The sequence below is a fragment of the Pseudonocardia oceani genome (genome assembly GCF_019263585.2).
In the GTDB taxonomy this organism is placed as follows: Bacteria; Actinomycetota; Actinomycetes; order Mycobacteriales; family Pseudonocardiaceae; genus Pseudonocardia; species Pseudonocardia oceani.
Genome location: NZ_JADQDF010000001.1, coordinates 2,331,756 through 2,358,513, shown reverse-complemented (window position 1 = coordinate 2,358,513; position 26,758 = coordinate 2,331,756). Strand labels below are relative to the sequence as shown.

Genomic DNA, 26,758 nt, shown 5'->3' with positions numbered 1-26,758 from the left:
CCCCTGATCGATTCGGGAACAGTGCATCACGGTCTCTCCGCCTGTAACTTCGACGGCCATGTCCGCACTCGGCACGACCGCACCGGAGACCGGGAGCGACGCACCGACGACGACCTCGCCGCCCACCACCGCCGACGGCGTGGTCCTGTGGGAGATCGCGGCGGCGTCGCGGGTGCTCGACGTGAACTCCCGCTACGCCTATGTCCTGTGGTGCCGCGACTTCGCCGCCACCTCGATCGTCGCGCGCATCGGGGAGCGCGTCGTCGGGTTCGTCACCGGCTACGTCCGGCCCGAGCGCCCCGACACGCTCTTCGTCTGGCAGGTCGCGGTGCACGAGGTCGCCCGGGGCAGGCGGGTCGCGGCGACGATGCTCGACGACCTCGTCGCGCGCGTCGGCGCGCCCTTCCTGGAGACGACGGTGACCGACGACAACGCCGCCTCGCTGGCCATGTTCTCCGGGCTCGCCGAGCGCACGGGCGCAGACATGGAACGCACCGAGCTGTTCGGCGAGGCCGAACTCGGTGCGGAGCACGACCCCGAGTTCCTGTACCGGATCGGGCCGATGCAGCTGACGCCGACACCCACGCGAGGATGATGACGACGATGACCGTGTTCGAGGATCTGGAGTCCGAGGTCCGGAGCTACTGCCGCAGTTGGCCGGTGGTGTTCGACACCGCCCGCGGGTCGCGGCTGACCGATGTGGACGGCCGGGCCTACCTCGACTTCTTCGCCGGCGCGGGTGCGTTGAACTACGGGCACAACCCGCCGGCGTTGAAGGGGCCGCTGTTGGAGTACCTCTCCCGTGACGGCATCACGCACGGCCTGGACATGTACACCACGGCCAAGGGTGAGTTCCTGCGGACGTTCGAGGACAAGATCCTGCGTCCGCGGGGGTTGGACTACAAGGTGCAGTTCCCCGGGCCGACGGGTGCGAACACGGTGGAGTCGGCGCTCAAGCTGGCTCGCAAGATCAGCGGCCGCGAGGCGATGATCAATTTCACGAACGCGTTCCACGGGATGACGTTGGGTGCGTTGTCGGTCACCGGTAACTCGATGAAGCGCGGCGGTGCGGGGATCCCGCTGGTGCACGCGACCCCGATGCCCTATGACAACTACTTCGACGGCACGCAGCCTGATTTCCTGTGGATGGAGAAGCTGCTGCAGGATTCCGGGTCGGGGCTCAACGAGCCGGCTGCGGTGATCGTGGAGACGGTGCAGGGTGAGGGTGGGATCAACCCGGCGCGGGTCGAGTGGTTGCAGGGGTTGGCTGCGTTGTGCAAGCGCAACGGGATCCTGCTGATCGTGGACGACGTGCAGATGGGGGTGGGGCGTACGGGGCCGTTCTTCTCCTTCGAGATCGCGGGGATCGAGCCCGACATCGTGTGCATCTCCAAGTCGATCAGCGGGTACGGGTTGCCCATGGCGCTGACGCTGATCAAGCCCGAGCACGATGTGTGGGGTCCGGGTGAGCACAACGGGACGTTCCGCGGCAACAACCCTGCGTTCGTGACGGCGACGGCGGCGATCCACGAGTTCTGGAGCGATGACGCTCTGGAGCGTTCGACGCTGGCCAAGGGGGAGCGGGTGGAGGAGGTGTTCACCGAGATCGCGTCGCGGTCGCAGGCCGTGGAGCTCACGCCCAAGGGGCGCGGTCTGGCGCGGGGTCTGCAGTTCTCCCAGCCCGAGCTGGCGGCGAAGGCGTGTGCTGCGGCGTTCGAGCGGGGTCTGCTGATGGAGACCTCGGGTCCGTCGGACGAGGTGATGAAGATCCTGCCGGCCCTGACGATCACCGATGACGAGCTCGAGGAGGGCCTGGCGATCGTCGGGGAGTCCGTCGCCGCCGTCACCGAAGGAGTGTCCGCACGATGATCGTCCGCACGCTCGACGAGATCACCGACACCGAGCGCGACGTCAAGACCGAGAACTGGCGCAGCAAGCGCATCGTCCTGGGTGGCGACGGTGTCGGGTTCTCGGTGCACGAGACGGTGCTGCAGGCCGGCACCGTCAACGACTTCTGGTACGCGAACCACATCGAGGCCGTCTTCATCACCGAGGGTGAGGGCGAGCTGTACGACAAGGACAACGACACCACCTACGCGCTCGCGCCCGGGTCGATCTACGTCCTGAACGGCAACGAGCGCCACCAGCTGCGTCCCCGCACGCAGATGCGCACGGTGTGCGTGTTCAACCCGCCGGTCACGGGCCGTGAGGTCCACGACGAGAACGGCGTGTACCCGCTGATCACGGCGGAGGAGGAGAAGGAGGCTTCGTAGGCATGGCAGTGACGACCCGACGACGGACGGCGCGCATCGGCGACCGCTACCCCACCCGGGTGGCGGACCGCCCGGTCATCATCGACCGGGCGGAGCCCGCGGTGTGGAGCACGGACCCGGGGATGCTCACCGCGGACGAGCTCGCGGCGCACGAGCGCGACGGCTTCGTCACGGTGCCGCAGCTCCTGACCCCCGACGAGGTGGGGGAGTACGCGGCCGAGCTGGACCGGCTCGCCACCGACCCGGCGGTGCGGGCCGACGAGCGCACGATCGTCGAGAAGACCTCGCAGCAGGTGCGGTCGGTGTTCGAGGTGCACGCGCTGAGCGAACCGGTCGCGGCGCTGATCGCCGACGAGCGCGTGGCCGGGCGGGCCCGCCAGATCCTCGGCTCCGAGGTCTACGTGCACCAGAGCCGGATCAACTACAAGCCCGGGTTCGGCGGTGCCGGCTTCTACTGGCACTCCGACTTCGAGACCTGGCACGCCGAGGACGGGATGCCCTCGCCGCGCGCGGTGAGCATCTCGATCGCGCTCACCGAGAACTACGCGCACAACGGCTGCCTGATGATCATGCCGGGCTCGCACAAGGAGTTCGTGGCGTGCGTGGGGGAGACCCCGGCCGACCACTACAAGGAGTCGCTGCGCGAGCAGGAGATCGGCACCCCCGACCCGGAGAGCCTCACCGCGCTCGCCGACCGTCACGGCATCGCGATGCTCACCGGCGCCGCGGGCTCGGCCACGCTGTTCGACTCCAACTGCATGCACGGCTCGGGCAGCAACATCACGCCCTACCCGCGCTCGAACATCTTCGTGGTGTTCAACAGCGTGGACAACGGGCTCGAGGAGCCCTTCTCCGCGCCGGGCCCGCGGCCGGCGCACGTCGCCGCGCGGCAGATCGTGCCGGTGCGCCGAGACGCGTGACCGGGTCGGCTAGACCCGGTCGAACGGGAGCAGGTCCGGCCGCTTCGGCAGGAATCCGTCGCCGGTGCGCCGGCCCTGCACCCGCTTGCGCACGAACGGCATGACGAACTCGCGCATCCAGCGCAGGTCGTCGGCCTGCCGGGCGCGCCACGGCATCGGGTCGCCGTCGGGCACCGGGGCGCGCCAGTCCTCGCTGACCGGCTCGCCGAGCGTCTCCAGCACCCGCAGCGCCACACGGCGGTGGGCGTCGGGGCGCAGGTGCAGCCGGTCGGGGCCCCAGGCGCGGGGGTCGGCGAGCGGGGCCATGCCCCAGAGGTCGACGACGTGACTGCCGTGGCGCTCCGCCGCGGCGCGCATCGACTCGTTGAACGTGGCCACGCGGCCGCGCAGCCGGCGGATGAGCGGGTGCATCCGGCCCAGGTCGAAGCCGGTGAAGATGAAGACCTCGGCCCCCGTGGCGGCGATGCGGCCGAGCGCCTCGTCGAAGCGGCGGGCGAGGTCGTCGACGTCGCAGCCGAAGCGGATGAGGTCGTTGCCACCGGCGCAGAACGACACGAGCTCCGGGCGCAGCCGCTCGGCCACCGGGATCTGGTCCTCGACGATCTGGTCGAGGAGCTTGCCGCGCACCGCGAGGTTGGCGTAGCGGAAGCCGGGGCGCCCGGCGGCGATCTGCTCGGCGACGCGGTCGGCCCAGCCCCGCGGGGAGCCGTCGGGGCGCCAGTCGTCGAGGCCCTCGGTGAAGCTGTCGCCGATCGCCACGAAGCTGTTCCAGGTGTGCTGCACGACGACCGCCTCCGTTCACGTCCGCTCCACCCCGCCGACGGGTGGAGGTCATCCCAGGATCACCCATCGGCGCGCCGTCGCGCCAGTACCGGTGATCACTTCGTGTCGATAGGGCACCCTTAGTACGTGACCCCTCCCGAACCGTCGCTCACCGACGTCCTCGGCGGTCGCGGCGGCGCCGTCGACGCGACCGTGCCCGTCGCCGCGTTCGTGGCCGGCTGGGGGCTCGCCGGTGCGCTCGGCTGGGCCGGGCCGGTGGCGTGGGGCGGGGGCACCGCGGTGCTCGCGGCCGCGGTGCTCGCGGCGGGGCGGCTGCGCGCGGGGACCCCGCCGCGGGCGGTGCTGTTCGGGCTGCTCGGCGTCGCGCTGGCGGCGGTGGTGGCGCTGTCCACGGGCCGCGCTGCCGACTTCTTCCTGGTCCGGATCCTCAGCAACGCGGTGAGCGCACTGGCGTGGGCGGTGTCGATCGTCGTGCGATGGCCGCTGCTCGGGCTCGTCGTCGGCACGGCGCTGGGGCAGCGCACCCGCTGGCGCCGCGACCCCGACCTGCTGCGCGGCTACCAGCGCGCGAGCTGGGTGTGGGTGGCCCAGTACGTCGTGCGGCTGGCGGTGTTCCTGCCGCTCTACCACGCCGACGCCGTCGTGGCGCTGGGCATCGCGCAGACCGTGCTGACCTGGCCGCTCGTGGCCGTCTGCATCGCGCTGTCGTGGCCCCTGGTGCGCTCGGCGCTGCCCGAGGGGCACGGCGGGATCCGGCACCCCGCCGGGTCCGCGTGAGCGTCACCACTCGACCGTGATCGTCGGAAACGATCCAGCGCCGCCGTTCGCTGGAACGGGTGACACCCCACGCAGACCAGGAGCGCCCGCCGAGCCATGTCCCGTCCCGCCAGCCCGCCCGACACGTCCACCGTCGAGATCACGGCCGAGAAGAAGGCGCCCGACCTGACGGTCAACAAGGTCCTCGCCGGAGCGGGGGCCGCGGCCACCGCCGCGGTGCTCGGCTCCTACCTCGGGGCGGCGGGCACCGTGCTGGGCGCGGCGCTCGGATCGGTCGCGAGCACGATCGCGTCGGTGCTCTACCAGCGCTCGCTCGACCGCACCCGCGACACGGTCGTGGCCCGGATCAAGCCCGGGCGCATCCCCGCGCAGCGCGGCGCGCCCGACGCCGAGACGGTGATCATCGCCCCGGTGTCGCCGACGCCCGCGCGGCGCCCCCCGTGGCGCCGGGCCGTCGTCGCCGCGATCGTGGTGTTCGTCCTGGGCCTGGCCGCGGTCACGGGCCTGGAGTGGGTCAACGGCTCCTCGCTGACGTCGAACGAGTCGGGCACCTCGGTCGGTCGCGTGATCGCGCCGCAGCCGGCGCAGGACGCGACGGACACCACCGGCGACGCGACGACGACCGAGGAGCCGGCCGAGGACAGCACCGACGAGCCCGCCCCGACCCCGGACGCGACCGACGAGCAGGGCGACGAGGACCGTTCCGACGGCGCCCCGCCGGTCGTCGACGACTCGGGCGACGGCGGCGACTCCGAGCCCACGACGGCCGCCCCCACGACCACGCCGGCGCCCACGGGATCGGCGCGGCCGTCGGGCCGCTAGGTGTCGGGCCGTCGGCCGTCGGCTAGCGCAGCCGGGCGGCCAGCGCCGCCGCCGCGGCCCGCGGGTCCTCGGCCTCGGTGATCGCGCGCACCACCACGATGCGCCGCGCACCCGTGTCGAGCACCTCGGTGAGGCGCTCCTGGTCGATGCCGCCGATGGCGAACCACGGGCGGGCCGGCGCCCGGTCGGCCACGGTGCGCACCAGGCCCAGGCCCGGCGCCGGACGGCCGGGCTTGGTCGGCGTCGGCCAGCAGGGGCCGACGCAGAAGTAGTCGACGCCGGGCTCGTCGGCGGCCGCCAGCGTCTCGTCGGCGCTGTGCGAGGAGCGCCCGACCACGACGTCGTCGCCGACGATCCGCCGCGCCCAGGCCACCGGCAGGTCGTCCTGGCCGAGGTGCAGGACGTCGGCGCCCGCGGCCAGGGCGACGTCGGCGCGGTCGTTCACCGCGAGCAGCGCGCCGTGCCGCGCGCAGACCTCCGCGAGCACCTCCAGCGCGGCCAGCTCGTCGCGCGCCTCCATCCCCTTGTCGCGCAGCTGCACGACGTCGACGCCGCCGGCCAGCGCCTCGTCGGCGAACTCCGCGAGGTCGGGGCGGACGGGCGTGCAGAGGTAGAGGCGGGCGTCGTCGAGCCGCGCGCGCAGGGCGTCACCATCGAGTCCGGGCACGGACGTGAGCGTAGGCTGGGGGCAGGTGACGCACGGGAGCCCCGGTGGGGCTGAGAGGGGACCACGGAGTCCCGACCGTCGAACCTGATCCGGGTCATGCCGGCGCAGGGAGCGGGGAGCATGCAGGAAGTGATCGTGATCGGCGCGGGCGTGATCGGCCTGTCCTGCGCCTGGCGGGCGGCGGCCGCGGGGTGGCCGGTGACCCTCGTGGACCCGGCGCCCGGGTCCGGGGCGTCGTGGGTGGCGGGCGGGATGCTCGCCCCCGTCACCGAGGCGTGGCCCGGCGAGGAGCGGCTGCTCGACCTCGGCGTCGCGTCGCTGGCGCGCTGGCCGGCCTTCGCCGCCGACCTGGGGCCGTGCGGGCTGCGCACGGAGGGCACCGTCGTGGCCGCCACGGGCGCGGGCGACCGCGCCGAGCTCGACGCCCTCGCCGCGCACCTGGGCGGTCTGGGCCGCGACGTCGAGCGCCTCTCCGGGCGCGAGCTGCGTCGGCTCGAGCCCGCGATCGGGCCCGACGTGCGGGGCGGGCTGTCCGTGCCGGAGGACCTCGCCGTCGACAACCGCGCGCTGCTCGCCGCGTTGCGCTCGGCGGCCGCGTGGGCCGGGGTGCGGACGGTGGAGGCGGCCGCCGCGGCTGTGGCCGACGACGGGGAGCGCGTCACCGGGGTGCGCCTGGCCGACGGCACGGTGCTCGCCGCGCCCGTCGTCGTCGTGGCGGCGGGTGCGCACTCCGGCACCCTGCACCCGGCGCTGGAGGGCCTCGTGCGCCCGGTGAAGGGCGAGATCCTGCGGCTCGCGCACCGCCCGGGCGCGTTCCCGCCGCCGCGGCGCACCGTCCGCGCGCTGGTCGACGGGCGTCCGGTCTACGCCGTGCCGCGCGACGGCGGCGGCCTCGTCATCGGTGCGACCCAGACCGAGACCGGCTTCGACACCGCCGTCACCGCGGGCGGCGTCCGCGACCTGCTGCGCGACGCCGAGCGCGTGCTGCCCGGCGTCGCCGAGTACGCGCTGGTGGAGACCGCGGCCGGGCTGCGCCCCGGCACCCCCGACAACCGCCCGCTGATCGGCGCGCTCGGGCCCGAGGGGCTGCTCGCCGCCACCGGCCACGGCCGCAACGGCATGCTGCTCGCCCCGCTCACCGCCGACGCCGTGCTCGGCCTGCTCCGCGGGGAGCCGGGCCCGGCCGACGCCGACCCCCGACGCTTCCAGGAGGTGTCCCGATGACGGTCGTGCTCAACGGGGAGGACGCGGAGCTGGCGTCCGGTGCGACGGTGCTCGACGCACTGGAGGCCCTCGGGCTGCCGCGCACCGGCGTGGCCGTGGCCGTCGACGGGTCCGTCGTGCGCCGCGCAGACTGGGCCGCGACCCCGCTCACCGACGGCGCCCGCGTCGAGGTGCTCACCGCCGTGCAAGGAGGATGACGATGGACGACACGCTGGTCATCGGGGGTCGCAAGATCTCCTCGCGCCTCATCATGGGCACCGGGGGCGCGGCCAACCTCGAGGTGCTGGAGCGGGCGCTCGTCGCGTCCGGCACCGCGCTGACGACCGTGGCGATGCGCCGCGTCGACGCCGCCACCGGCACCGGGGTGCTCGACCTCCTGCGCCGCCTGGGCATCGAGGTCCTGCCCAACACCGCGGGCTGCCGCACCGCCGCCGAGGCCGTGCTCACCGCGCAGCTCGCGCGGGAGGCGATGGAGACCGACCTGGTGAAGCTCGAGGTCGTGGCCGACGACCGGACCCTGCTGCCCGACCCGATCGAGCTGCTCGACGCCGCCGAGCAGCTCGTCGACGACGGGTTCACCGTGCTGCCCTACACCAACGACGACCCGGTGCTCGCCCGCAAGCTCGAGCAGGCCGGGTGCGCCGCGGTGATGCCGCTGGGCTCGCCGATCGGCACCGGCCTGGGCATCCGCAACCCGCACAACATCGCGATGATCGTCGAGGCCGCGGGGGTGCCGGTCGTCCTCGACGCCGGGATCGGCACGGCGTCGGAGGCGGCGCAGGCGATGGAGCTGGGCTGCGACGCCGTCCTGCTGGCCACCGCCGTCACCCGGGCCGCCGACCCGGAGCGCATGGCCCTGGCCATGCGGCTCGGGGTGGAGGCGGGCCGGGCCGCGCACGGTGCGGGCCGGATCCCGCGGCGGTACTGGGCGCAGGCCTCCAGCCCCGACCCCGACGCCTGACCCCCCCGCCCCCGCGCGCCCGCCCCCGCCCCGTCCCGCCAGTGCCAGTGCCAGTAAAGCCACTTCACTGCCACTGGGCGCCAGTAAAGCCACTCCACTGTCACGGGGCGCGGGGCGCGGGGGCGGGGGCGGCTTGCAGGAAAGCCACTTTCCTGCAATCTGATGGCGGGAAAGTGGCTTTCCTGCAACTCCGGAGCGGGTCGGCAGGCGCGGGCCCTACCGCCGCACCCTCGCCAGCTGGCGCTCGTCCAGCCCGATCTCCCGCAGCTTCGCCAGGGAGGCGTCCAGGCGCTCCCGGGTGACCGCCAGGTCGCGGCTCGCCCGCTCCACGTCGTGCAGCGCCCGCAGCGCCTCCTGCGGCTCGGGCACCAGCACCGCGAGGAGGCGGTCGCGGGCCGCGTCGGCCGGGTCGGCGGCGTGCCGGCCGGCCGGGGCGGGCGCCCCAGCGGTCTCGACGGCGGGCGCGGCAGTGGGCGCGGCAGCGGGCGCGGGCTCGGCCGCCGGCGCCTTCGCGACGGTCGTCCGCAGCGGCACCTCCCGGATCAGCAGGACGGCCACCAGCGTCACCAGCGAGGCGACCGCGGCGATCCCGAACACCAGCGCCAGCCCGTCGCCGTAGGCGGCGCGCACCGCCTCGGCCTCGGCCGCGCTGTCGGTGCCCAGCCCCCCGAGCCCCGACGACGAGCCGCTGAGCGCGGTGACCCGGGCGTCGAGGACGACCCCGAGGACCGTGACGCCGACCGTACCGCCCAGCGACCGTAGGAACGCGACGAGCGAGCTCGCCGCGCCGACGTCGTGGACGTCGACGGTGTTCTGCACGGCCAGCACCAGGTTCTGCATGCTCATGCCGATCCCCAGGCCCAGGACGGCGAGGAACACGCCGATCCGGACGACGGGGGTGGTGTGGTCGATCGTGGAGAGCAGGCCCAGGCCGGTGGTCATCAGCACGGCGCCGAGCACCAGGTAGCGCTTCCAGCGGCCGAAGCGGCTGATCAGCTGGCCCGAGCCGGTGGAGGCCACGAGCAGCCCGCCGACCAGCGGCAGCGTCAGCAGGCCCGCGGTGGTCGGATCGTAGGAGCGGGCGATCTGGAAGTACTGGCCGAGGTAGACCGTGCTGCCGAACATCACCACGCCGACGACGAGGCTCGCGACCACCGACAGCACGACGGTCCGCTCGCGGAACAGCGACATCGGCACGACCGGCTCCGGCGCCCGGAACTCCACGAACACGGCGGCGACGAGGGCGCCCGCGCCCAGCGCGGCGAGCCCCAGGGACGTCGGCGAGCTCCACGCGAACTGCGAGCCGGCCAGCGACATCCAGATCAGCAGCACCGAGACGCCACCGGAGATGAGCGCGGCACCGAGGTAGTCCAGGCGCACCTCGCGCTTGATCGTCGGCACGTGCAGCGTGCGCTGCAGCACGACGAGCGCGGCGAGGCCGATCGGGACGCCGATGAAGAAGGTCCAGCGCCAGCCCAGGGCCGGGGTGCTCACGAGCAGGCCGCCGACCAGCGGGCCGGAGACGGTCGCGGCGGCCAGCACGGCGCCGAGGTAGCCGGAGTAGCGGCCGCGCTCGCGCGGCGGGATCAGCGCGGCGATGACGACCTGCGCCAGCGCCTGCAGCCCGCCCGCACCGATGCCCTGCGCGGCGCGCCAGGCGATCAGCTCGCCCATCGAGCCGGCGAACCCGGCGCCGATCGAGGCGAGGACGAACACCACGATCGCGACCTGGACCAGCAGCTTCTTGCTGAACAGGTCGGCGAGCTTGCCCCAGATCGGGGTGGACGCGGTGGTCGTCAGCAGGGTGGCGGTGACGATCCACGTGTAGCCGGTCTGGTCGCCGTGCAGGTCGGCGACGATCGTCGGCAGCGCGTTGGACACGATCGTGCTGGACAGGATCGCGACGAACATCGCGAGCAGCAGTCCGCTCAGTGCGGTGAGCACCTCGCGCCGGCTGCGCACGGGTTCGGGCGGCGCTGCCGGGACAGCCCGGGCGGGGGCGGTCGTGGTCATGACGGTTCCTTCTTCGTTCGGGTCAGCTGAGGCCGGTGAGCTGGTCCGCGCGCGCCTCGATCTCCTCGGCGAGCGCGGCGACGAGCCGGGCCACGGTGTGCACGTCGCCTGCGTCGCTGCGCTCCAGCGCGCTGCGGACCAGGTCGCGCCTGAGCGTGCGCGTGCGCCCGACGAGCGCGTGCCCGTCGGGGGTGAGCGAGACGAGCCCGGCGCGGCGGTCGGACGGGTCGGGGCGGCGGCAGGCCAGCCCGCGCGCCTGGAGCTCGCCGACCTGGCGGCTCACCACCGACTGGTCGACGCCGCGGAGCTCGGCGATCTCGCCGATGCGGTGCTCGCCCTCGTCGAGGAGCCCGGCGAGCTGGAGCAGGGCCAGCGTGGAGTGCGCCGCGTTCGGGACGCGGCGGCCCGCCGTGCGCCACTTGCGCACGAGGTGCGTGACGGCGTCGGCCAGCTCGTCCACGGCGTCGTCGCCGGTGACGGGTGCGGACGAGATCGTGTGCATACGACAACTATAGGGAAGATGGTTGCGGCATGCAACCTAAAGCCGGGCCTCCGGGGGAGCGAGGCTCGTCGCCAGGCGCGTGAGCCCGTCGGCGAGCGTGCCGACGTCGTCCGCCGACCAGGAGGCCAGCCGCGAGCGGAACTCCTCGTGCCGCGCCCGCGAGACCTCCTCCAGACGCTCCCGCCCCCCGTCGCTCAGCTCCAGCAGGAACGCGCGCCCGTCCTCGGGATCGGGCCGGCGCCGCAGGAGGCCGAGCGCGAGGAGCGAGGAGATCTGGCGGCTCATCGTCGACTTGTCGAGGCCGAACTCCTCGGCGAGGTCGACGAGCCGCAGCGGCGACGACCGCGCGATCGCCAGCAGCACCGCGTAGCTCGCGGCGTCGACGTCGGGGTGCAGCCGCGTCGCCAGCGTGCGCAGGACGCTGCGGGAGCGGCGCAGCAGCAGGCTGATCTCCCGCTCGAGCCGCTGGACGGCCTCGTCGTGCGCGGCGTCATCGGGAGAGGCGCCGCCGGTCCCGGCCCCGGCCACTACGCCCCCTCGTCCACCGGCCGGACCCCGGCGCGGTGGCGCTGCGCCAGGTCCCGGTAGATCTGCGGGTTGCCCTCGACCCACCAGCGGGCCGACTCCGTGAGCTCGCCCTTCTCCCGCGCGACCTGGCCGAGCACGAGCCGCCCGTCCGGCACGACGGTGTTGGGCGGCACGGTCGCGCCCGCGCCGACCAGGCAGCGCGCCCCGATATGGGCGCCGTCCTGGATGGTGGCGCCGTTGCCGATCAGGGCCTCCTCGCCGATCACGCAGCCGTGGACGACGCACAGGTGCCCGATCGTCGCGCCCGCGCCGACCTCGGTGATCGGGTCGTCGCCGCCGTGCAGCACGCTGCCGTCCTGCACGTTCGCGCCCGCCCGGATGATGATCGGCCCGAAGTCGGCGCGCAGCACCGCGCCGTACCAGATCGAGGCCCCGGCCTCGACGCGCACGTCTCCGACGAGCGTGGCGGTCGGCGCGACGAACGCCTCGGGGTGCACGGTGGGGGCGAGGCCCTCGAACGAGAACAGCGGCATGGCCGCAGCGTGCCGTACCCGGTCGGGTGGTCCGGATGGGGGATCCCGGCCGCAGCGGGCAACCTGGGGTGCGTCCGGTGCGTCTTCCTCCATCGGACCTCGACGGGGAGGTGGCGCGTGCGCCGGATCGCAGTGGTGCTGGGAGTCTTGCTGGTCGCCGGGTGCGCCGGTCCGGCGGTGGTGGCGCCGTCCGACGCGCCGGTTCCGGCGACGACGGCTCCGACGACGACAGCTCCGACGTCGACGGCGGCGCCGGCCGAGCGGGCCCTGCCCGTCTACTTCGTGGCCGAGACCGACTCCGGCCCGCGCCTGCACCGCGAGTTCCACCGCGTCGCCACCGACGACCCGGCGAGCGACGCGGTCCGCGAGATGTTCGCCGGGGCGGACGATCCCGACTACCGCACGTTCTGGCCCGCCGGTACCGGATTGCGCTCGCCCGTGGACGTCGCGGGCGGCGTGATCACCGTCGACCTCACCGGCGTGACGCCCGGCGCCCAGGTGGGCACCGCGGGTGCGGAGCTGACCGTGCAGCAGCTCGTCTACACCGTGCAGGCGGCGCTGCAGACGACCGACCCGGTGCGGATCCTCCTCGACGGCGAGCCCGTCGAGGAGCTGTTCGGTGCCGTGGACACGGCCGGTCCGGTGCCCCGCGCCGACCTCTACGCCACCCGCTCGCTGGTGCAGATCGACGCCCCCGGCCACGGTGCGACGGTCGCGGGCCCGCTGGTGGTCACCGGCGAGGCCGCGGTGTTCGAGGCGACGCTGCCGTGGGAGGTGCTGCGCGACGGCGCCGTGGTCGCGTCGGGGGTCACCGGCACCGCGGAGGGCCAGGTGTTCGCCGCGTTCTCGTTCTCCGTCGACCTGCCGCCCGGGGACTACGTCGTGCGGATCACCGAGGACGACCCGTCCGGCGGCGAGGGCCGCCCGCCGCTCCGCGACGACAAGGCCGTCACGGTCACCTGAACGACGATCTCCCGGCCGGCGCCCGCTCCGCCGGATGCAGGCCGAGCGCGGCGAGCTCCAGCGCGGCGAGGTCGCGCACGACCGCCGGGTCCTCGCGCCGCCACGCCGCGGCCGGGTCCGGCGACACGGCCAGCAGCCGCCGCACCGGCAGCCGGGTGAGCGCCCGCAGGGCGAGCAGGTCGACGTCGACGTCGCGCACCGCCAGCGCCGAGCGCGCGGCGAGCATCCAGCGCACCCGGAGCACCAGCCAGAGCAGCACGACCGGCACGGCCGCGAGGACGACGATCCCCACGGCGATGCCGGTGGACGCGGTGGCCACCGCCTGCACCTGCTCGCGGCCGGCGTCGCCCAGCGTCTGCCCGGCGCCGGTGCCCGTGCCCAGCGCGCGGGCCAGGTCCTCGCCGACGAAGGGCACGCGGCCCGCGGTGTCGGCGGCCGCCGCGAACGCGCCGCGGATCGAGTCGCCGGCCTCGGCGAGGGTCTGTGCGGGGCCCTGCAGGCCGTCGACCAGCGCCTTCGCCGTGCGGGCCACGACCACCACCAGCACCACCCAGCCGATCACCAGCAGGTCGGCGAGGACCTGCCCCAGCGCGCGGGCGGGTCGTTCGGCGTAGGGGCGCATGACGGCGCAGGGTATCGAGCTAGAGGAGTCCGAGCTTGGTGGCCGCGTAGACCGCCTCGGCGCGCCGCGACACCATCAGCTTGCGCATGAGGTTGCCGACGTGGAACTTCACCGTGGTCTCGGAGATGAACAGCTGTGCGCCGATCGCGCGGTTGGACAGGCCCCGGGCGAGCAGGCGCAGGACGTCGAGCTCGCGCTCGGTGAGCCGCTCCCGGTCGGGCACCCCGCCCGACAGCGACCGGACCATCGCCGACGCGCTGCGGGCGTCGAAGGCGCTCTCCCCGCGCGAGACGGCGCGGATCGCGCGCACGAGCTCGGTGGTGTCGACGTCCTTGACGACGTAGCCGCGCGCCCCCGCCTGCACCGACTCCACGACGAGCCGGTCCTCGGAGAACGTCGTGAGCACCAGGACGCCGAGGCCGGGGTGCGCGGCGCAGAGCCGGCGGCAGACGTCGAGGCCGTCGGTCTGCGGGCCCGCGGTGAGCTTGAGGTCGAGCAGCACGACGTGCGGGCGCGAGGCGGCGACGGCGGCGATGGCGTCGTTCGGGGTGCCCGCCTCGCCGACGACGCGCAGGTCGTCCTCGCGCTCCAGCACGGCCCGCAGGCCCTGGCGCATGATCGAGTGGTCGTCGACGAGCACGATCCGCGTCGGCATCGGGCGCGCCTGCGTGGGGTGCTGGGTGCGGGTGGCGGCGTTCACGGGTCGTTCCTCTCGGGTGCGCAGGGCACCGGGACGTCGACCTGGACCTGCAGGCCACCCAGCCGGGCGCGCCGGAACGTCAGCGAGCCGCCCAGCTCCTTGGCACGGGTCTGCATGTTGACCAGGCCGCGGTGCTCCCCGGACGGCGTGGCGACGCTGGCGCGCAGGCTGCGCCGCACGCAGTCGGGGCTGCCCGTGCCGTCGTCGGACACGGTGAGGCGGATGTGGGAGCAGGTGTAGGCGAGGCGGACGACCGCACGGCTCGCGTCGGCGTGCACGGCGGTGTTGAACAGGGCCTCGCCGGCGATCCGGAACAGCGACTGCTCGCAGTCGGCGGGCAGTGCCACCGGCTTGCCGCCGATCCGCACCTCGACGCGCAGCTCGTCGGGCATGTGCACCCCGGACAGCCGCCGCAGCATCGAGGGCAGGTCCTCGTCGGCGCAGCCGTCGCGCTCGTTGAGCGCGTAGATCGCCGAGCGCAGCTGCTCGACGGCCCGGCGGGTGAGGTCCTTCGCCGTGTCGAGCTGGGCGCGCAGCCGGTCGTCCTCGATCTCCGAGCGCACGAGCTCGATGTGCATGCCGGCCGACAGCGCGTACTGCGTGACGCTGTCGTGCAGCTCGCGGGCGATGCGGTGGCGTTCGACGTCGAGCACCTCGCGCTGGCGGGCCGCGCCCAGCTCCGCCTGGGTGGCGACGAGCTGGTCGTTGCGGACCTTGAGGTCGTCGGCCTGGCGGGTGGCGTGGTCGTAGAGCCGGGCGGAGTGGTCGAGCAGTGCGCAGTTCTGCAGTGCCGCGGCCGTCTGACCGGCCAGGATGCGCAGCACCGACTGGTCGGTGCCGTCGATCTCGCGCTCCACCGGCGTCCACGCGACGAACCCGCCGACGACCCGCCCGTCCAGGCGCACCGGCACGTGCAGGTGCCGGCGCGTGACCTCCGGCGAGTGCTCGCCGGAGTCGGCCTGCGCGCGGTGGACGTGGTGGACGTGCTCGCGGACGCGGTCGGGCACGGTGTCGAGGTCGGGCCACTCGGCGCCGTCCGGGCCGCGCACGAGGTGGCGGGGGCGGGCGTCGGGCAGCTCGCCGTCGACGAGGGCGAACGCGACCCACTCCGCGGACAGGTGGTTGGCCGCCGCCTCGACGACGGCCCGCACGAGCGCCTCGGAGCCCTCCATCGTGCGCACCAGCGCGGCCGAGATCCGCTCCAGCGCGTGGATGACGCGGCGCATGCGCTCGGCGGCCACCCGGTACTCGGGGTAGTAGTGCGGCTTGCCCGAGCGCAGGCCGGTGAGCGCCTCGAGGTCCGGGCGGGCGGGCCGGGTGGTCGTCCGCCGGGGTGGCCACTGCGCGTTGGTCACGGGCTACATCGCCGCCCGGAACAGCGCCTCGATGTCCTCGACCGACGCCCCGCGCGGGTTCGTGGTGAGGCAGGCGTCGCCGAGCGTGAGCTGGGCCAGGCGGGGGATGTCGGTGTCGAGCACGCCGATCGCGGCCAGGCCCTTCGGCACGCCGACCTCGTCGCCCAGCGCGCGCACGGCCTCCGCGACCATGTGCACGGCCTCCGCCGCAGGCGCCCCGCGCACCTCCAGCCCCATGGCCTGCGCGATCGGCACGAAGCGCTCGGGCTCGGCGGCGCCGTTGAAGCGGATGACGTGCGGCAGCAGCACCCCGTTGACGACGCCGTGCGGCAGGTCGAGCATCCCGCCGACCTGGTGGCTCATCGCGTGCGTGGCGCCGAGGATCGCGTTGGTGAACGCCAGCCCGGCCTCCAGGGCGGCCTGTGCCATCAGCGAGCGCGCCTCGGGGTCGTCGGGGCGCAGCATGGTCTCGGGCAGGTTGCCGTTGACCAGCGCGATCGCCTGCAGCGCGTGGTGGTCGGTGAGCGGGCCGTGCGCCAGCGACACGAACGCCTCGATGCCGTGGGTGAGCGCGTCGAGGCCGGTGGCGGCGTTGAGCCACTCGGGCATGGTGACCAGCAGCCGCGGGTCGACGACCGACACGTCCGGGACGAGCGCGCGGCCCATGATCGTGATCTTGGTGTGCCGCTCGGTGTCGGTGACGATGCAGAACTGCGAGACGTCGGCACCGGTGCCCGACGTCGTCGGCATCATGATCAGCGGCGGGATCGGGTGGGCGATGCGGTCGATGCCCTCGTAGTCGAGGATCCGGCCGCCGTTCGCGGCGAGCAGGGCCACGCCCTTCGCGGCGTCGATGACCGAGCCGCCGCCGATGCCGAGCACCACGTCGCAGCCGCCCTCGACGTAGCGGCGGTAGCCGTCCTCGATCTCGTGGTCCTTGGGGTTGGGTGTGAGGTCGTGCCACACCAGCGGGGCCAGCCCCGCGTCGCGCAGCTGTGCGAGCAGCTCGGCGGGCCAGCCGGCCTCGAGCACCCCCGGGTCGGTGACGACGAACGGGCGCAGCGCGCCGAGCCGCGCCGCGGCGTGCGCGGCCTCGGGCAGCGACCCCTCGCCGAACACGATCTCCGGCGCGTGGAACTTCGACAGCCGCAGCGGTCCGTTCGACGGACCGCGCTCCGGGCTGCGCCGCGCGAGCAGCACCGAGTCGCCGACCCGGCGCGCTTCTCCGACGAGGACCACCCTGCCCCCTTGCCGTTCCTCGGTGCGCGCCACCGGTGACGGGCGGCGCAGCACGTCGAGGCTACAAGAGGTGCGCCCCCCGTGGGCGGGCCCGAACGGTGGGTGACGGCGAGCGGCGGCCGAGACCGTGGTCGGGGCGCCGCTGCACCGGAACGGCCCCCGACCCTCCGGGGAGGGTCAGGGGCCGGTGCGGTCAGCTGACGTGGATGGGGCCGTCGCGCTCGGCCAGGCGCACGCCGGCGCCGCCCCAGTGCTGGGCGATCATCTCGGCCGCGATCGACACGGCCGTCTCCTCGGGCGTGCGGGCCCCGAGGTCGAGCCCGATCGGCGACGACATCCGCGCGATCTCGTCCTCGGTGATGCCGCGCTCGCGCAGCCGCTCCAGGCGGTCCTCGTGCGTGCGCCGCGAGCCCATCGCGCCGATGTAGGCCACCTCGGGCAGCCGCAGCGCGACCTCGAGGAGCGGCACGTCGAACTTGGGGTCGTGGGTGAGCACGCAGAGCACGGTGCGCTTGTCGATGCGCCCGGCGTCGGCCTCGGCCTTGAGGTAGCGGTGCGGCCACTCCACGACGACCTCGTTGGCCCCGGGGAACCGGGACGCCGTGGCGAACACCGGCCGCGCGTCGCAGACGGTGACGCGGAAGCCGAGGAAGCCGCCGATCCGGGCGACGGCCGCAGCGAAGTCGATGGCGCCGAACACGATCATGCGGGGCGGCGGGGCGAAGGACTCGACGAACACCGTGAGGCCCTCGCCGCGGCGCTGCCCGTCGACGCCGTAGGTGACCTGGCCGTTGCGCCCGGCGTCGAGCAGGCCGCGGGCGTCGTCACGGATGGCGTCGTCGAGCCGGCTGGAGCCGGTGCCGCCCTCGGTGTGGTCGGGCCACACGATGAGCCGCCTGCCCAGCCGTTCGGCGGGTCCGGAGATGACGGTGGCGACGGCCACGGGGGACTCGTCGCGGATCGCCTCGGCGATCCGGCCGAGCTCGGCGTAGGTCTCCGGGTTCACCTTCTCGACGAAGATGTCGATGATGCCGCCGCAGGTCAGGCCCACGGTGAAGGCGTCCTCGTCGGACACGCCGTAGCGCTGGAACAGCGGGCGGCCCTCGGCGAGGACCTCCTGGCCCAGCTCGTACACCGCGCCCTCGACGCAGCCGCCGGACACGCTGCCCACGGCCTCCCCGCCGGGCCCGATCAGCATCGAGGCACCCGGTTGCCGGGGTGCGGAGCTGTAGGTGCCGACGACGGTCGCCAGTGCGGCCGTCTCGCCCTTCGCCCACCACTCGTCCAGCTTGGACAGCACGTCACGCATCGCGCACCACCTCGAGAAGCTCTTCCAGAGTGGCCAGGCTGTGCCCGGCCAGCAGTTCGTCCAAGTAGGGCAGGGCCGCGACTATTCCACCCTGCACGGGGGCGTAGCCGTCCTTGCCGGCGTGCGGGTTGACCCAGACGAGCTTGTGGGCGAGCCGGTGCAGCCGCGACATCTGGACGCCGAGCACGTCGGTCTCCCCCCGTTCCCAGCCGTCGGAGAACACGACGACGACGGCCCGGCGGGCCGCACCGCGCTGCCCCCAGCGGTCGACGAACGCGCGCATGACCTCGCCCAGGCGGGTGCCGCCGGACCAGTCGGGGATGGCGCGGCCCGCGGCGGCGAGCGCGCGGTCGGCGTCGCGCATGCGGAGCTCGCGCGTGACCCGGGTGAGGCGCGTGCCGAGCGTGAAGGCCTCGACGGTGCCCGGCGAGCGGCGCACGACGACGTGGGCGAAGCGCAGCAGCGCGTCGGCGTAGGGCTCCATCGAGCCGGACACGTCGACGAGCAGCACCACCCGGCGCGGGCGGCGGGAGTGGTCGCGGCGGCGCAGGTCGCGCATCTCGCCCTGGTCGCGCAGCGCGGCGCGCAGCGTCCGGCCCGGGTCGGTCGGGCCGTGGCGCGAGGGGCGCATCCGGCGCGAGCGCCGGGTCGGCATGTCGGGGCGCAGCAGCGCGAGCAGCCGGCGCAGGTGCTCGCGCTCGGCCGGCGTCAGCTCGCCGAGGTCGCGGTTGCGCAGCACCTCGTTGCCGCTCGCCCGTGCGAAGACCTGGGTGGGCTGGTCGCCCTCCTCGTCGTCCCCGCCCTCCTGGGTGGACGGGGTGAGCGCGGCGAGCTTGGGCGGGGGCGGCTGGCGCTCGTCGACGATGCGGGTGCGGCCGCCGCCGCGCGGCGGGGTGAACCAGTCCTCGAACGCGCGGTCGTAGCGCGGGAGGTCGTCGGGGTCGGAGCACAGCGTCAGCCGGCCGGCCCAGTAGGTCTGGGTGCGGCTGGTGACGTCGAGCGCGTCGAGTGCGGTGAGGAACGCGGCGACCCGGTCGGTGGTGACGGCGAGCCCCGCGCTGCGCAGCACGACGGTGAACCCGACCAGTCCCTCGATCGGGTCGGCGTCGGCGGGGTCCGGCCCGGACGGGCCGATGAGCGACGTCGTCACTAGGACGCGAGCAGGCTGTCGAGCTGCTTGCGGACGCGGTCGGCGTCCTCCCGGTACTTGAGGACGGCGCCGAGCGTGGCCGCCGCGCTGTCGACGTCGAGGTGGCTCGCGCCGACGAGCTGCAGCGCGCGCGCCCAGTCGATGGTCTCCGCGACGCCGGGCGGCTTGAGCAGGTCGGCCTGGCGCAGCGCGCGCACGGCCCCGGCCACCTGGGCGGCGAGCCGCTCGGGGATCCCGGGCAGCCGCGAGTGCAGGATCTCGATCTCGCGCTGCAGGTCGGGATGGTCGAGCCAGAGGTAGAGGCAGCGGCGCTTGAGCGCGTCGTGCACCTCCCGGGTGCGGTTGGAGGTGAGCACGACCAGCGGCGGCGTGGTGGCCCGGATCTCGCCGATCTCCGGGATCGTCACGGCGTGCTCGGTGAGCACCTCGAGCAGGAACGCCTCGAACTCGTCGTCTGCGCGGTCGATCTCGTCGATGAGCAGGACGCTCGGCGCGGTCTGCAGCGCCTCGAGGATCGGGCGGGCGAGCAGGAAGCGCGGGTCGTAGAGGGAGGCCTCGACGGCGTCGGTGTCGAGGGTCCCGCTTCCCGCGGTGGCCTCGAGCGCGCGCAGGTGCAGGAGCTGGCGCGGGAAGTCCCAGTCGTAGAGCGCCTGGGACGCGTCGATCCCGTCGTGGCACTGGAGCCGGATCAGTTTCGCGCCCAGCACCTGGGCGAGGGCCTGGGCGAGTGCGGTCTTTCCCGTACCGGGTTCGCCCTCGCAGAACAGCGGACGATTCATCCGCATCGCGAGGAACGTGGCGGTGGCCAGTCCGTCGTCGGCGAGGTAGCCGGTGGAACGCAGAGCGGCGGCCAGCGCGGCGGGGGAGTCCGCGGGGTCGGCGGGGCGGTCGGTCACGGCACCAGCATGACGGACCGCGGAAGCGCAGGCCACTAGGGGCGGGGTGCCGTTCGCAGCCCGTGCACGAGCCCTCACGGACGGTCGACGAACCGGTGTGACGGATTCGGTAATACTTCCGGTTTGGAGGTAATGGTTCGGCCGTGATCGAGCCGTGATGTCATGCCCATGACCTGGTGATATCCACGTATCGCTCTCGTAATGCAGACGTTACCGTGACGAGCGTCACTGACGCCCTGATTGCCCTTTTCGCCGTTCCGGCTCGTAGCGTCGCTGCTCGGTCGTCCGCAAGGTCGATCGGAAATGCATCCGGAACCGTCGCGCCACACCCTGTCCCGCGGCTCCGGTCCGTCGAGATGAACACGGGACAGGGATGAGGACGCCGGACCCGGCCACTGCACGACGGTGGTCGCGACCCGGCAAGGACGCGCCGGCGGGTCACTCCCTACCGCACGGCGATCACGTCCTCCGATACGGCGCGAATTGGAGAGCATTGAAAATGACTTCCCGACCTGCATTCAGCAAGGGCCGAAGTCTCCTGCGGCTGGCAGTTGCCGGCGCAGTTGTCGTGGGCACCCCCGTCGCCCTCGCCGGAACCGCCAACGCCGCCCCCGACTCCGACTGGGACCGCCTCGCGCAGTGCGAGAGCGGCGGCAACTGGAGCATCAACACGGGCAACGGCTACTACGGTGGCCTGCAGTTCAACCCCACCACCTGGCGCGCCTTCGGTGGCTCGGGCATGCCGCACAACGCGAGCCGCTCGGAGCAGATCGCCGTCGCGGAGCGCACGCTCGCCACGCAGGGCTGGGGCGCCTGGCCCGCCTGCTCGCGCAAGCTCGGACTCAACGGCTCGGCCGAGCCCAACCGCGTGCGCGCCTCCGCGCCCGCCGCCGCGGCCGCTCCGTCGTCCTCGGGCGGGGGCGGGAACTACACCGTCCGCGCCGGCGACACGCTGTCGAAGATCGCCTCGGCGCACGGCACCTCGTGGCAGGCGCTGTACAGCGCCAACAGCGACGTCCTCAGCAACCCGAACGTGCTCCGCGTCGGGCAGTCGCTGGACGTCTGAGGTCCGCTCGGCCGCTCAGGTCGAGTTGACCCACTCGTCGGAGCCGTCGGTGAACGCCTGGTGCTTCCAGACCGGCAGCAGGCGCTTCACCTCCTCGACGAGCTCGGCACAGGTCTCGAAGGCCTCCCTCCGGTGATCGGCGGCGACCGCGCACGCGAGCGCGACCTCGCCGATCTCCAGGCGGCCCACCCGGTGGCTCACCGCGATGGCGCGGACGCCGGTGGACCGGGCCGCCACGTCGGCGGCCACCTGCTCGACCACCGACGCGGCCGTGGGGTGGGCGCTGTACTCCAGCCCGCTCACCGCACGGCCGCCGTCGTGGTCGCGCACGACCCCGGCGAAGGTCACCACGGCGCCCGCGGCGGCGTGGTCCACGAGTGCGGCGTGCTCCGCCACGTCGAGGGGCTCTTCGCCCACGGCGGCACGTAGGACGACCGTCATGCGTGGTCGCCTCCTCTCAACTGGTCGACGGCGTGGTCGAGCACGTTCTCGAGCACGCCCAGTCCGTCGCGGACCCCCCCTGTCGATCCGGGGAGGTTGACGACGAGCGTGCGGCCCGCGACACCCGCGAGCCCGCGCGAGAGCACCGCGGTCGGCACGGTGGGTGCACCCGCCGAGCGGATCGCGTCGGCGAGCCCCGGCACCTCGAAGTCGAGCACCGCGCGCGTCACCTCCGGGGTCGCGTCGGTGGGGGAGATGCCGGTGCCGCCGGTCGTGATCACGACATCGGCACCCTCGGCCACGGCGGCGCGCAGCGCGTCGCCGACGGGGGCGCCGTCGGGCACCACGGCCGGGTCGGGCGTCTCGTAGCCGCGTCCGCGCAGCCACTCGACGATGAGCGGCCCGCCGCGGTCGGCGTACACGCCGGCGGCGGCGCGGTTGGACGCGGTGACGACCCGGGCGGTGCGGGTGCTCACGACCGGTCCTCGGGGCGCTCCCAGGTGCCGGTCTTGCCGCCGTCCTTGCGCTCGACCCGCACGTGGTCGAGCACGGCGGCGGGGTCGACGGCCTTGATCATGTCGTGGAGCGCGAGCCCGGCCACCGCGACGGCGGTGAGCGCCTCCATCTCGACGCCCGTGCGGTCGGTGGTGCGGACCGTCGCGCGGATGCCGATCTCGGCCCCGTCGGGGGCGAGGTCGACGACCACGCCGCTCAGGGCGATCGGGTGGCACAGCGGCACGAGGTCCGGCGTGCGCTTGGCGCCCATGATCCCCGCGATGCGCGCGGTGGCCAGCGCGTCGCCCTTGGGCAGCCCGTCGCGGCGGAGGAGGTCGACCACCTCGGCGGTCGTCCGCAGCACCCCGGTCGCGACCGCGGTGCGGGCGCTCGGCTGCTTGTCGGTGACGTCGACCATCCGGGCCGCGCCTGCTGCGTCCACGTGCGTCAGTTCCACGCCGTAGACCCTACGGCGCGGGCCCTCCGTACGTGTCGGCGCCGCCGGAGGCCGCGCCGGAGTGACGTGCATCACGTCGACGCAACCCTTTTGGGTGACGGACGTCGTGACTCACGGTCGAGGTGACCTGCGCCGACGTCACTCCATTGGGCCGAACGGCCGCCGGCTCACGGCGAGCCCCGCGGACACGCCGTCTTGGAGTCCGCCCCAGCCGCACGTAGCGTGCCCGACGGCCGCCCCGGACCCCCGATCCGGAAACGCCCCCGGTGTCGCAGCGCTCCCCTGTCCGGCGACCCGGAGACCCCACCGCCTCACGAGACCCCGCGTGGGACAGGACGGACCGGCCCGCTCCCCGTAGGCCGCGTCCGGGTGCCGCGCAGGAGAGACCCCATGGCTCGATACCGCGGCCGTCACCGTGCCCCCGCGAGGTTCGACGGTGCCGGGCGGGCGATCGCCCGCACCGCGCTCGCCGGCGCCGTCGCCGGCGTCCCGCTCGTCCTCGCGGCCCCCGCCGCGAGCGCCGCGTCGGACACCGCGTGGGACCGGCTGGCGCAGTGCGAGAGCGGCGGCCGGTGGGACATCAACACCGGCAACGGCTACCACGGCGGCCTGCAGTTCTCCCCGACCACCTGGCGCGGCTTCGGCGGCGCCGAGTTCGCCCCGGTCGCCCACCAGGCCAGCCGCGAGGAGCAGATCGTCGTCGCGGAGCGGGTGCTCGCGTCGCAGGGCTGGAACGCCTGGCCCAGCTGCTCGCGCCAGACCGGCGTGCGCGGCGAGTCGTCGACGCAGCGCTCGGCCCCGGCGACGCAGGAGCGGGTGCGCCTCAGCGCCCCCGCCGCCACCGACGGCTCCTACGTCGTGCGACGCGGCGACACCCTCGGCAGCATCGCCCGCGCCCAGGGCGTCTCCGGCGGCTGGCAGGCCCTCGTGGCCAAGAACCCGGCGCTGTCGGCGAACCCGGACCTGATCGGCGTGGGGCAGCGCCTCACCCTCTGACCGTGTCGGCTACGCGCCCGACCGGGCGGTGAAGCGGGCGAGGGCCTCGGGGGTGTCGACGTCGTCGGGTACGGCGACGTCGCCGCACTCCACCGGCTCGACGTCGGGGTTGTCGCGCAGGTAGGCGCGGGCGCCGGCGTCGCCGGTGGCCGAGTCGACCACCGCGGGCCAGTGGCTGCGACCGAGCAGGACCGGGTGGGCGAGGCGGCCGTCGTAGGCCGCCCGCCGCAGCGCGGCCGGGCCGGGGTCGCCCGCCACCAGGCGCGCCACCGCCTCGGCCGTGACGCCCGGCAGGTCGACCAGGTGCACGAGAGCGGCGTCGGGGCCGGCGTCGCCGAGCGCGGAGAGGCCGGCGCGCAGGGACGCCCCCATGCCCGACTCCCAGTCGGGCGCCTCGACGGCGCGCACGCCGGCGGGCAGCACGGAGCGCACGTCGTCGGCCGCTGCGCCCAGGACGACGACGAGCGGTGCGCAACCGCCGTCGGCCAGCACGCGCAGCGCACGGCGGACGAGCGGCTCGCCGTCGATCTCCACGAGCGCCTTCGGCCGGCCCATCCGGCGTCCGGCGCCGCCCGCGAGCAGCAGGCCGGTGACCTCCCTCTCGGTCAGCGGTTGATCTCCGTGACGGGGTGCACGTAGTTGACCTCGTCGAGCGGGAACTCGACGTCGCCGAAGGGCGAGAGGGAGCCCTGCACGGGGCTCGCGAGCTCGCTGACCGGGTGCTCCCCTTCGGGCAGGTCCGGCCAGGAGGGGTCGATGCGTCCTGCAGGGGCGGCCTTCGCCACGGTTCCTCCCGGTGTCGGTGTCCGACCACCAGTATCGCCCATGACACCGACTACCGTGGACCGGTGCCCACGCCGCTGGTCGACTGGTTGCGCACCCAGGACGACGACACGCTCGCCCGGCTCGTGGCGCTGCGCCCGGACCTCGGCGTGCCGCCGCCCGCGGACACCACCGTCCTCGCCACCCGCGCCGCCGTCCGGGCCTCGGTCCACCGCACGTGCGACGAGCTCGACACCGTGGCCCTCGCCGTCCTCGAGGCCCTCGCCGTGGCCGACGCCGACACCGCCCCGGTGTCCCGCGACGGGATCGCCCGCCTCCTGGGCCCGGACGTCCCCGCCGAGGCACTGACCGGCGCGCTCGAGGCCCTGCGCGCCCGCGCGGTCGCCTGGGGGCCCGACGCCGAGATCTCGGTCGTCGCCGCCGTCCGCGACGTCGTGCCCCGCCACCCCGGCGGGCTGGGGCGGCGGTCGTCGGGGCCGGCCGGGTCGTCGGCGCTGCCGGAGCTGCTCGCGGGCGTCGACGAGGAGGAGCGCCGGGTGCTGGAGACCCTCGCCGCCGGACCGCCGGTGGGCCGCAGCCGCGGCGCGGGCGACTCCCCGGTCGGACGGCTGCTCGCGCGCGGGCTCCTGCTGCGCATCGACCCCGAGACCGTCGAGCTGCCCCGCCAGGTCGGGCTCGCCCTGCGCGGCGACCACCCGCTCGGCACCGTCGCCGTCGAGCCGCCCGACATCGCCCCGCGCGACCGCGGCGCCGACGTCGTCGACGGCACCGCCGCCGGTGCGGCGCTGGGCGTGCTGCGCCAGGTCGAGGCCCTGCTCGCCCTCTGGGGCCGGACCCCGCCGCCCGTCCTGCGCTCGGGGGGCCTCGGCGTGCGGGACCTGCGCCGCGCGGCCAAGGAGATGGACGTCGACGAGGCCACGGCCGCGCTGCTCGTGGAGGTCGTGGTGGCCGCCGACCTCGCGGCCGCGAGCGACGGGGCGTCGCCCGAGTGGACGCCGACCACCGGCACCGACGTGTGGCTGGCCGGGGGCCCGGAGGTGCGGTGGTCGCTGCTGGCCCGCACCTGGCTCGCGCTGCCCCGCCTGCCCGGGCTCGTCGGGCGCAAGGACGACGCCGGCCGCCCGATCAACGCCCTGTCCGACGGCGCCCGCCGCCCGCTCGCCCCGCGCGACCGCCGCCGCGTACTGGCCGGCCTCGCCGAGCTGCCCCCGGGCACCGCGCCCGGCTCACCCGCCGCGCTGGCCGACCTGCTGGCCTGGCGCGCCCCGCGCCGCGGCGGGCGGCTGCGCGACGAGGTCGTCGGCTGGACGGTCACCGAGGGCACCGTCCTCGGCGTCGTCGCGCTCGACGCGCTGTCCCGCCCGGGCCGCGCCCTGCTGACCGACCCCGACGGCATCGTCGACGCCCTGCGCACGGCGCTGCCCGAGCCGATCGACCACGTGCTGCTGCAGGCCGACCTCACCGCTGTCGCCCCCGGCCCGCTCGTGCCCGAGCTCGCCCGCGAGCTCGACCTGATGGCCGAGGTCGAGTCGGCGGGCGGCGCCACCGTCTACCGCTTCACCGAGGCCACCGTGCGCCGGGCGCTGGACGCGGGCCGCAGCGCCACCGACCTGCACGAGCTCCTGCAGCGCCGCTCGGCCACGCCGGTGCCGCAGGGCCTGACCTACCTCGTCGACGACGTCGCGCGCCGCCACGGCCGGCTGCGCGGCGGCGCGGCGGCCTCGTTCCTGCGCTCCGACGACGAGGTGCTGATCTCCGAGGTGATGGCCCACCCCGACGCGGTGGTGCTGGAGCTGCGCCGGATCGCGCCGACCGTCGCCGTCAGCCCGCTACCGCTCGTGGAGCTGCTCGACGCGCTGCGCTCGGCGGGCTTCAGCCCCGCCGCCGAGGACACCGGGGGAGTCGTGCTCGACCTGGCCGAACGCGGCCGCCGGATCCCCCCGGCCCGCCGCTCGGCCGAGCGCCGCATGCCGCCCCAGCCCGACCCGGAGCAGCTGGCGAGGCTGGTGGCGCGGATGCGCGCCGGCGACGCCCTCACCGGTGTGCGGCGCGGCACCGCCAACGGCCGCGGCAGCACGCTCGACACGCTGCGCCGCGCGGCCGACGAGCGGCTGACGGTCTGGCTCGGCTTCGTCGACGGGCACGGCGTGGCAGGGGAGCGCGTGCTGGAGCCGCTGTCGGTGGGCGGCGGGGTCGTCGAGGGCCGCGACCGCGCCGACGGCGGACTGCACCGCGTGCCGCTGCACCGCATCACCTCCATCGCGCTCGTGGAGGAGTGAGCGG

29 protein-coding genes, 1 pseudogene and 1 riboswitch are annotated in these 26,758 nt (G+C 74.8%); of the genes and pseudogenes, 13 read left to right on the top strand and 17 right to left on the bottom strand.

All coding sequences use genetic code 11. The features are described from left to right. Positions 1–58 precede the first annotated feature (58 nt). Genes ectA through thpD form a run of 4 tightly spaced genes read left to right on the top strand, consistent with a single transcriptional unit; the run spans position 59 to position 3,193 of the window. The gene (gene ectA / locus I4I82_RS11735) at positions 59–595 is read left to right on the top strand and encodes a diaminobutyrate acetyltransferase (protein ID WP_218591843.1); all 537 of its coding nucleotides are present in this window, start codon (positions 59–61) and stop codon (positions 593–595) included. A gap of 8 nt (positions 596–603) precedes the next feature. Beyond that, entirely contained in the window at positions 604–1,869 is a 1,266-nt protein-coding gene (gene ectB, locus I4I82_RS11730) for a diaminobutyrate--2-oxoglutarate transaminase (protein ID WP_218595700.1), read from the top strand. After that, positions 1,866–2,273, top strand: a complete 408-nt coding sequence (locus I4I82_RS11725; RefSeq protein WP_172157104.1) for an ectoine synthase — start codon at positions 1,866–1,868, stop codon at positions 2,271–2,273. The genes ectB and I4I82_RS11725 overlap by 4 nt, the downstream gene beginning before the upstream one ends. A gap of 2 nt (positions 2,274–2,275) precedes the next feature. Next, complete coding sequence (thpD, locus tag I4I82_RS11720) at positions 2,276–3,193, top strand: ectoine hydroxylase (RefSeq protein WP_218595699.1); 918 nt, start codon at positions 2,276–2,278, stop codon at positions 3,191–3,193. 9 nt (positions 3,194–3,202) lie between these two features. Here thpD and I4I82_RS11715 read toward each other — a convergent pair whose 3' ends face one another. Continuing rightward, complete coding sequence (locus tag I4I82_RS11715; RefSeq protein WP_218595698.1) at positions 3,203–3,976, bottom strand: SGNH/GDSL hydrolase family protein; 774 nt, start codon at positions 3,974–3,976, stop codon at positions 3,203–3,205. Between the two features lie 126 nt (positions 3,977–4,102). Between I4I82_RS11715 and I4I82_RS11710 the strand changes: the two genes are divergently transcribed. Further along, on the top strand, positions 4,103–4,753 hold the full coding sequence (locus I4I82_RS11710) for a DUF3159 domain-containing protein (RefSeq protein WP_218595697.1): 651 nt from the start codon (positions 4,103–4,105) through the stop codon (positions 4,751–4,753). Between the two features lie 96 nt (positions 4,754–4,849). Then, positions 4,850–5,575 (top strand): hypothetical protein, encoded by a 726-nt coding sequence (locus tag I4I82_RS11705; RefSeq protein WP_218594402.1) that lies wholly within the window; start codon positions 4,850–4,852, stop codon positions 5,573–5,575. Positions 5,576–5,597: 22 nt separating this feature from the next. Here the strand turns inward: I4I82_RS11705 and thiE are convergent, their stop codons facing one another. Continuing rightward, positions 5,598–6,242: a thiamine phosphate synthase gene (thiE, locus tag I4I82_RS11700; protein WP_218594403.1), complete on the bottom strand. Its 645-nt coding sequence runs from the start codon at positions 6,240–6,242 to the stop codon at positions 5,598–5,600. A 22-nt stretch (positions 6,243–6,264) separates the two neighbouring features. Beyond that, a riboswitch (TPP riboswitch) is annotated at positions 6,265–6,370 on the top strand. On the opposite strand from thiE, the gene thiO reads away from it, so the two are divergent. The 3 genes from thiO (at position 6,363) to I4I82_RS11685 (ending at position 8,427) form a co-directional block, all read left to right on the top strand. Next, on the top strand, positions 6,363–7,466 hold the full coding sequence (gene thiO / locus I4I82_RS11695) for a glycine oxidase ThiO (protein ID WP_218594404.1): 1,104 nt from the start codon (positions 6,363–6,365) through the stop codon (positions 7,464–7,466). (Overlaps the previous riboswitch by 8 nt.) Further along, positions 7,463–7,663: a sulfur carrier protein ThiS gene (gene thiS / locus I4I82_RS11690; RefSeq protein WP_172157118.1), complete on the top strand. Its 201-nt coding sequence runs from the start codon at positions 7,463–7,465 to the stop codon at positions 7,661–7,663. Before thiO ends, thiS begins: the two co-directional genes overlap by 4 nt. A 2-nt stretch (positions 7,664–7,665) precedes the next feature. Beyond that, entirely contained in the window at positions 7,666–8,427 is a 762-nt protein-coding gene (locus I4I82_RS11685; protein ID WP_275948774.1) for a thiazole synthase, read from the top strand. Positions 8,428–8,643: 216 nt separating this feature from the next. On the opposite strand, the gene I4I82_RS11680 is transcribed toward I4I82_RS11685, so the two are convergent. Genes I4I82_RS11680 through I4I82_RS11665 form a run of 4 tightly spaced genes read right to left on the bottom strand, consistent with a single transcriptional unit; the run spans position 8,644 to position 12,003 of the window. Next, positions 8,644–10,440 carry an MFS transporter gene (locus I4I82_RS11680; RefSeq protein ID WP_218593745.1) on the bottom strand — a complete coding sequence of 599 codons (1,797 nt, stop codon included), beginning with the start codon at positions 10,438–10,440 and terminating at the stop codon, positions 8,644–8,646. Positions 10,441–10,462: 22 nt separating this feature from the next. Further along, entirely contained in the window at positions 10,463–10,942 is a 480-nt protein-coding gene (locus tag I4I82_RS11675) for a MarR family winged helix-turn-helix transcriptional regulator (RefSeq protein ID WP_218593744.1), read from the bottom strand. A gap of 36 nt (positions 10,943–10,978) precedes the next feature. Next, on the bottom strand, positions 10,979–11,470 hold the full coding sequence (locus I4I82_RS11670) for a MarR family winged helix-turn-helix transcriptional regulator (protein ID WP_218593743.1): 492 nt from the start codon (positions 11,468–11,470) through the stop codon (positions 10,979–10,981). Next, positions 11,470–12,003 (bottom strand): gamma carbonic anhydrase family protein, encoded by a 534-nt coding sequence (locus I4I82_RS11665; RefSeq protein ID WP_218593742.1) that lies wholly within the window; start codon positions 12,001–12,003, stop codon positions 11,470–11,472. The genes I4I82_RS11670 and I4I82_RS11665 overlap by 1 nt, the downstream gene beginning before the upstream one ends. 117 nt (positions 12,004–12,120) lie before the next feature. Between I4I82_RS11665 and I4I82_RS11660 the strand changes: the two genes are divergently transcribed. Then, positions 12,121–12,966, top strand: coding sequence for a GerMN domain-containing protein (locus tag I4I82_RS11660; RefSeq protein ID WP_218593741.1), 846 nt, complete (start codon positions 12,121–12,123; stop codon positions 12,964–12,966). On the opposite strand, the gene I4I82_RS11655 is transcribed toward I4I82_RS11660, so the two are convergent. The 7 genes from I4I82_RS11655 to I4I82_RS11625 all read right to left on the bottom strand — a co-directional run bounded on the left by I4I82_RS11655 (position 12,959) and on the right by I4I82_RS11625 (position 20,237). Continuing rightward, positions 12,959–13,588 (bottom strand): hypothetical protein, encoded by a 630-nt coding sequence (locus I4I82_RS11655; protein WP_218593740.1) that lies wholly within the window; start codon positions 13,586–13,588, stop codon positions 12,959–12,961. The two genes, I4I82_RS11660 and I4I82_RS11655, sit on opposite strands and share 8 nt — an antisense overlap. A 19-nt stretch (positions 13,589–13,607) precedes the next feature. Next, positions 13,608–14,288 (bottom strand): MadR family response regulator transcription factor, encoded by a 681-nt coding sequence (locus tag I4I82_RS11650; protein ID WP_372451511.1) that lies wholly within the window; start codon positions 14,286–14,288, stop codon positions 13,608–13,610. Then, the gene (locus I4I82_RS11645) at positions 14,285–15,643 is read right to left on the bottom strand and encodes a MadS family sensor histidine kinase (protein ID WP_226370000.1); all 1,359 of its coding nucleotides are present in this window, start codon (positions 15,641–15,643) and stop codon (positions 14,285–14,287) included. The genes I4I82_RS11650 and I4I82_RS11645 overlap by 4 nt, the downstream gene beginning before the upstream one ends. Positions 15,644–15,646: 3 nt before the next feature. Beyond that, on the bottom strand, positions 15,647–16,882 hold the full coding sequence (locus tag I4I82_RS11640) for an iron-containing alcohol dehydrogenase (protein WP_218595695.1): 1,236 nt from the start codon (positions 16,880–16,882) through the stop codon (positions 15,647–15,649). 193 nt (positions 16,883–17,075) lie between these two features. After that, a complete protein-coding gene (locus tag I4I82_RS11635) occupies positions 17,076–18,191 on the bottom strand; it encodes an XdhC family protein (protein ID WP_218593650.1) in 1,116 nt (371 codons plus the stop codon). Next, complete coding sequence (locus I4I82_RS11630; RefSeq protein ID WP_226369999.1) at positions 18,184–19,341, bottom strand: vWA domain-containing protein; 1,158 nt, start codon at positions 19,339–19,341, stop codon at positions 18,184–18,186. The genes I4I82_RS11635 and I4I82_RS11630 overlap by 8 nt, the downstream gene beginning before the upstream one ends. Further along, a complete protein-coding gene (locus tag I4I82_RS11625) occupies positions 19,341–20,237 on the bottom strand; it encodes an AAA family ATPase (RefSeq protein WP_218593651.1) in 897 nt (298 codons plus the stop codon). The genes I4I82_RS11630 and I4I82_RS11625 overlap by 1 nt, the downstream gene beginning before the upstream one ends. Positions 20,238–20,805: 568 nt before the next feature. On the opposite strand from I4I82_RS11625, the gene I4I82_RS11620 reads away from it, so the two are divergent. Continuing rightward, positions 20,806–21,303, top strand: coding sequence for a LysM peptidoglycan-binding domain-containing protein (locus I4I82_RS11620; protein WP_308112779.1), 498 nt, complete (start codon positions 20,806–20,808; stop codon positions 21,301–21,303). A 15-nt stretch (positions 21,304–21,318) separates the two neighbouring features. Here the strand turns inward: I4I82_RS11620 and I4I82_RS34615 are convergent. Both I4I82_RS34615 and moaC read right to left on the bottom strand, forming a co-directional pair. Then, positions 21,319–22,220 (bottom strand): annotated as a pseudogene (locus tag I4I82_RS34615) (molybdenum cofactor biosynthesis protein MoaE). Next, positions 22,217–22,696 carry a cyclic pyranopterin monophosphate synthase MoaC gene (gene moaC / locus I4I82_RS11605; RefSeq protein ID WP_226369997.1) on the bottom strand — a complete coding sequence of 160 codons (480 nt, stop codon included), beginning with the start codon at positions 22,694–22,696 and terminating at the stop codon, positions 22,217–22,219. Before moaC ends, I4I82_RS34615 begins: the two are co-directional and overlap by 4 nt. Positions 22,697–23,086: 390 nt before the next feature. On the opposite strand from moaC, the gene I4I82_RS11600 reads away from it, so the two are divergent. After that, the gene (locus I4I82_RS11600; RefSeq protein WP_218594253.1) at positions 23,087–23,692 is read left to right on the top strand and encodes a LysM peptidoglycan-binding domain-containing protein; all 606 of its coding nucleotides are present in this window, start codon (positions 23,087–23,089) and stop codon (positions 23,690–23,692) included. A gap of 9 nt (positions 23,693–23,701) precedes the next feature. Here I4I82_RS11600 and I4I82_RS11595 read toward each other — a convergent pair whose 3' ends face one another. Further along, on the bottom strand, positions 23,702–24,301 hold the full coding sequence (locus I4I82_RS11595; protein WP_226378528.1) for a nucleotidyltransferase family protein: 600 nt from the start codon (positions 24,299–24,301) through the stop codon (positions 23,702–23,704). Next, the gene (locus I4I82_RS11590; protein ID WP_172157156.1) at positions 24,298–24,477 is read right to left on the bottom strand and encodes a hypothetical protein; all 180 of its coding nucleotides are present in this window, start codon (positions 24,475–24,477) and stop codon (positions 24,298–24,300) included. The genes I4I82_RS11595 and I4I82_RS11590 overlap by 4 nt, the downstream gene beginning before the upstream one ends. 63 nt (positions 24,478–24,540) lie before the next feature. Between I4I82_RS11590 and I4I82_RS11585 the strand changes: the two genes are divergently transcribed. Beyond that, on the top strand, positions 24,541–26,754 hold the full coding sequence (locus tag I4I82_RS11585; protein WP_218594251.1) for a helicase-associated domain-containing protein: 2,214 nt from the start codon (positions 24,541–24,543) through the stop codon (positions 26,752–26,754). The last annotated feature ends 4 nt before the right edge of the window (positions 26,755–26,758 follow it).

Bases quoted from the DNA above. Each gene is read 5' to 3' on its own strand.
- ectA (WP_218591843.1), top strand. From the start codon at position 59: ATGTCCGCACTCGGCACGACCGCACCGGAGACCGGGAGCGACGCACCG.
- ectB (WP_218595700.1), top strand. From the start codon at position 604: ATGACCGTGTTCGAGGATCTGGAGTCCGAGGTCCGGAGCTACTGCCGC.
- I4I82_RS11725 (WP_172157104.1), top strand. From the start codon at position 1,866: ATGATCGTCCGCACGCTCGACGAGATCACCGACACCGAGCGCGACGTC.
- thpD (WP_218595699.1), top strand. From the start codon at position 2,276: ATGGCAGTGACGACCCGACGACGGACGGCGCGCATCGGCGACCGCTAC.
- I4I82_RS11705 (WP_218594402.1), top strand. From the start codon at position 4,850: ATGTCCCGTCCCGCCAGCCCGCCCGACACGTCCACCGTCGAGATCACG.
- thiO (WP_218594404.1), top strand. From the start codon at position 6,363: ATGCAGGAAGTGATCGTGATCGGCGCGGGCGTGATCGGCCTGTCCTGC.
- thiS (WP_172157118.1), top strand. From the start codon at position 7,463: ATGACGGTCGTGCTCAACGGGGAGGACGCGGAGCTGGCGTCCGGTGCG.
- I4I82_RS11685 (WP_275948774.1), top strand. From the start codon at position 7,666: ATGGACGACACGCTGGTCATCGGGGGTCGCAAGATCTCCTCGCGCCTC.
- I4I82_RS11680 (WP_218593745.1), bottom strand. From the start codon at position 10,440: ATGACCACGACCGCCCCCGCCCGGGCTGTCCCGGCAGCGCCGCCCGAA.
- I4I82_RS11675 (WP_218593744.1), bottom strand. From the start codon at position 10,942: ATGCACACGATCTCGTCCGCACCCGTCACCGGCGACGACGCCGTGGAC.
- I4I82_RS11665 (WP_218593742.1), bottom strand. From the start codon at position 12,003: ATGCCGCTGTTCTCGTTCGAGGGCCTCGCCCCCACCGTGCACCCCGAG.
- I4I82_RS11655 (WP_218593740.1), bottom strand. From the start codon at position 13,588: ATGCGCCCCTACGCCGAACGACCCGCCCGCGCGCTGGGGCAGGTCCTC.
- I4I82_RS11635 (WP_218593650.1), bottom strand. From the start codon at position 18,191: ATGCGTGACGTGCTGTCCAAGCTGGACGAGTGGTGGGCGAAGGGCGAG.
- I4I82_RS11600 (WP_218594253.1), top strand. From the start codon at position 23,087: ATGGCTCGATACCGCGGCCGTCACCGTGCCCCCGCGAGGTTCGACGGT.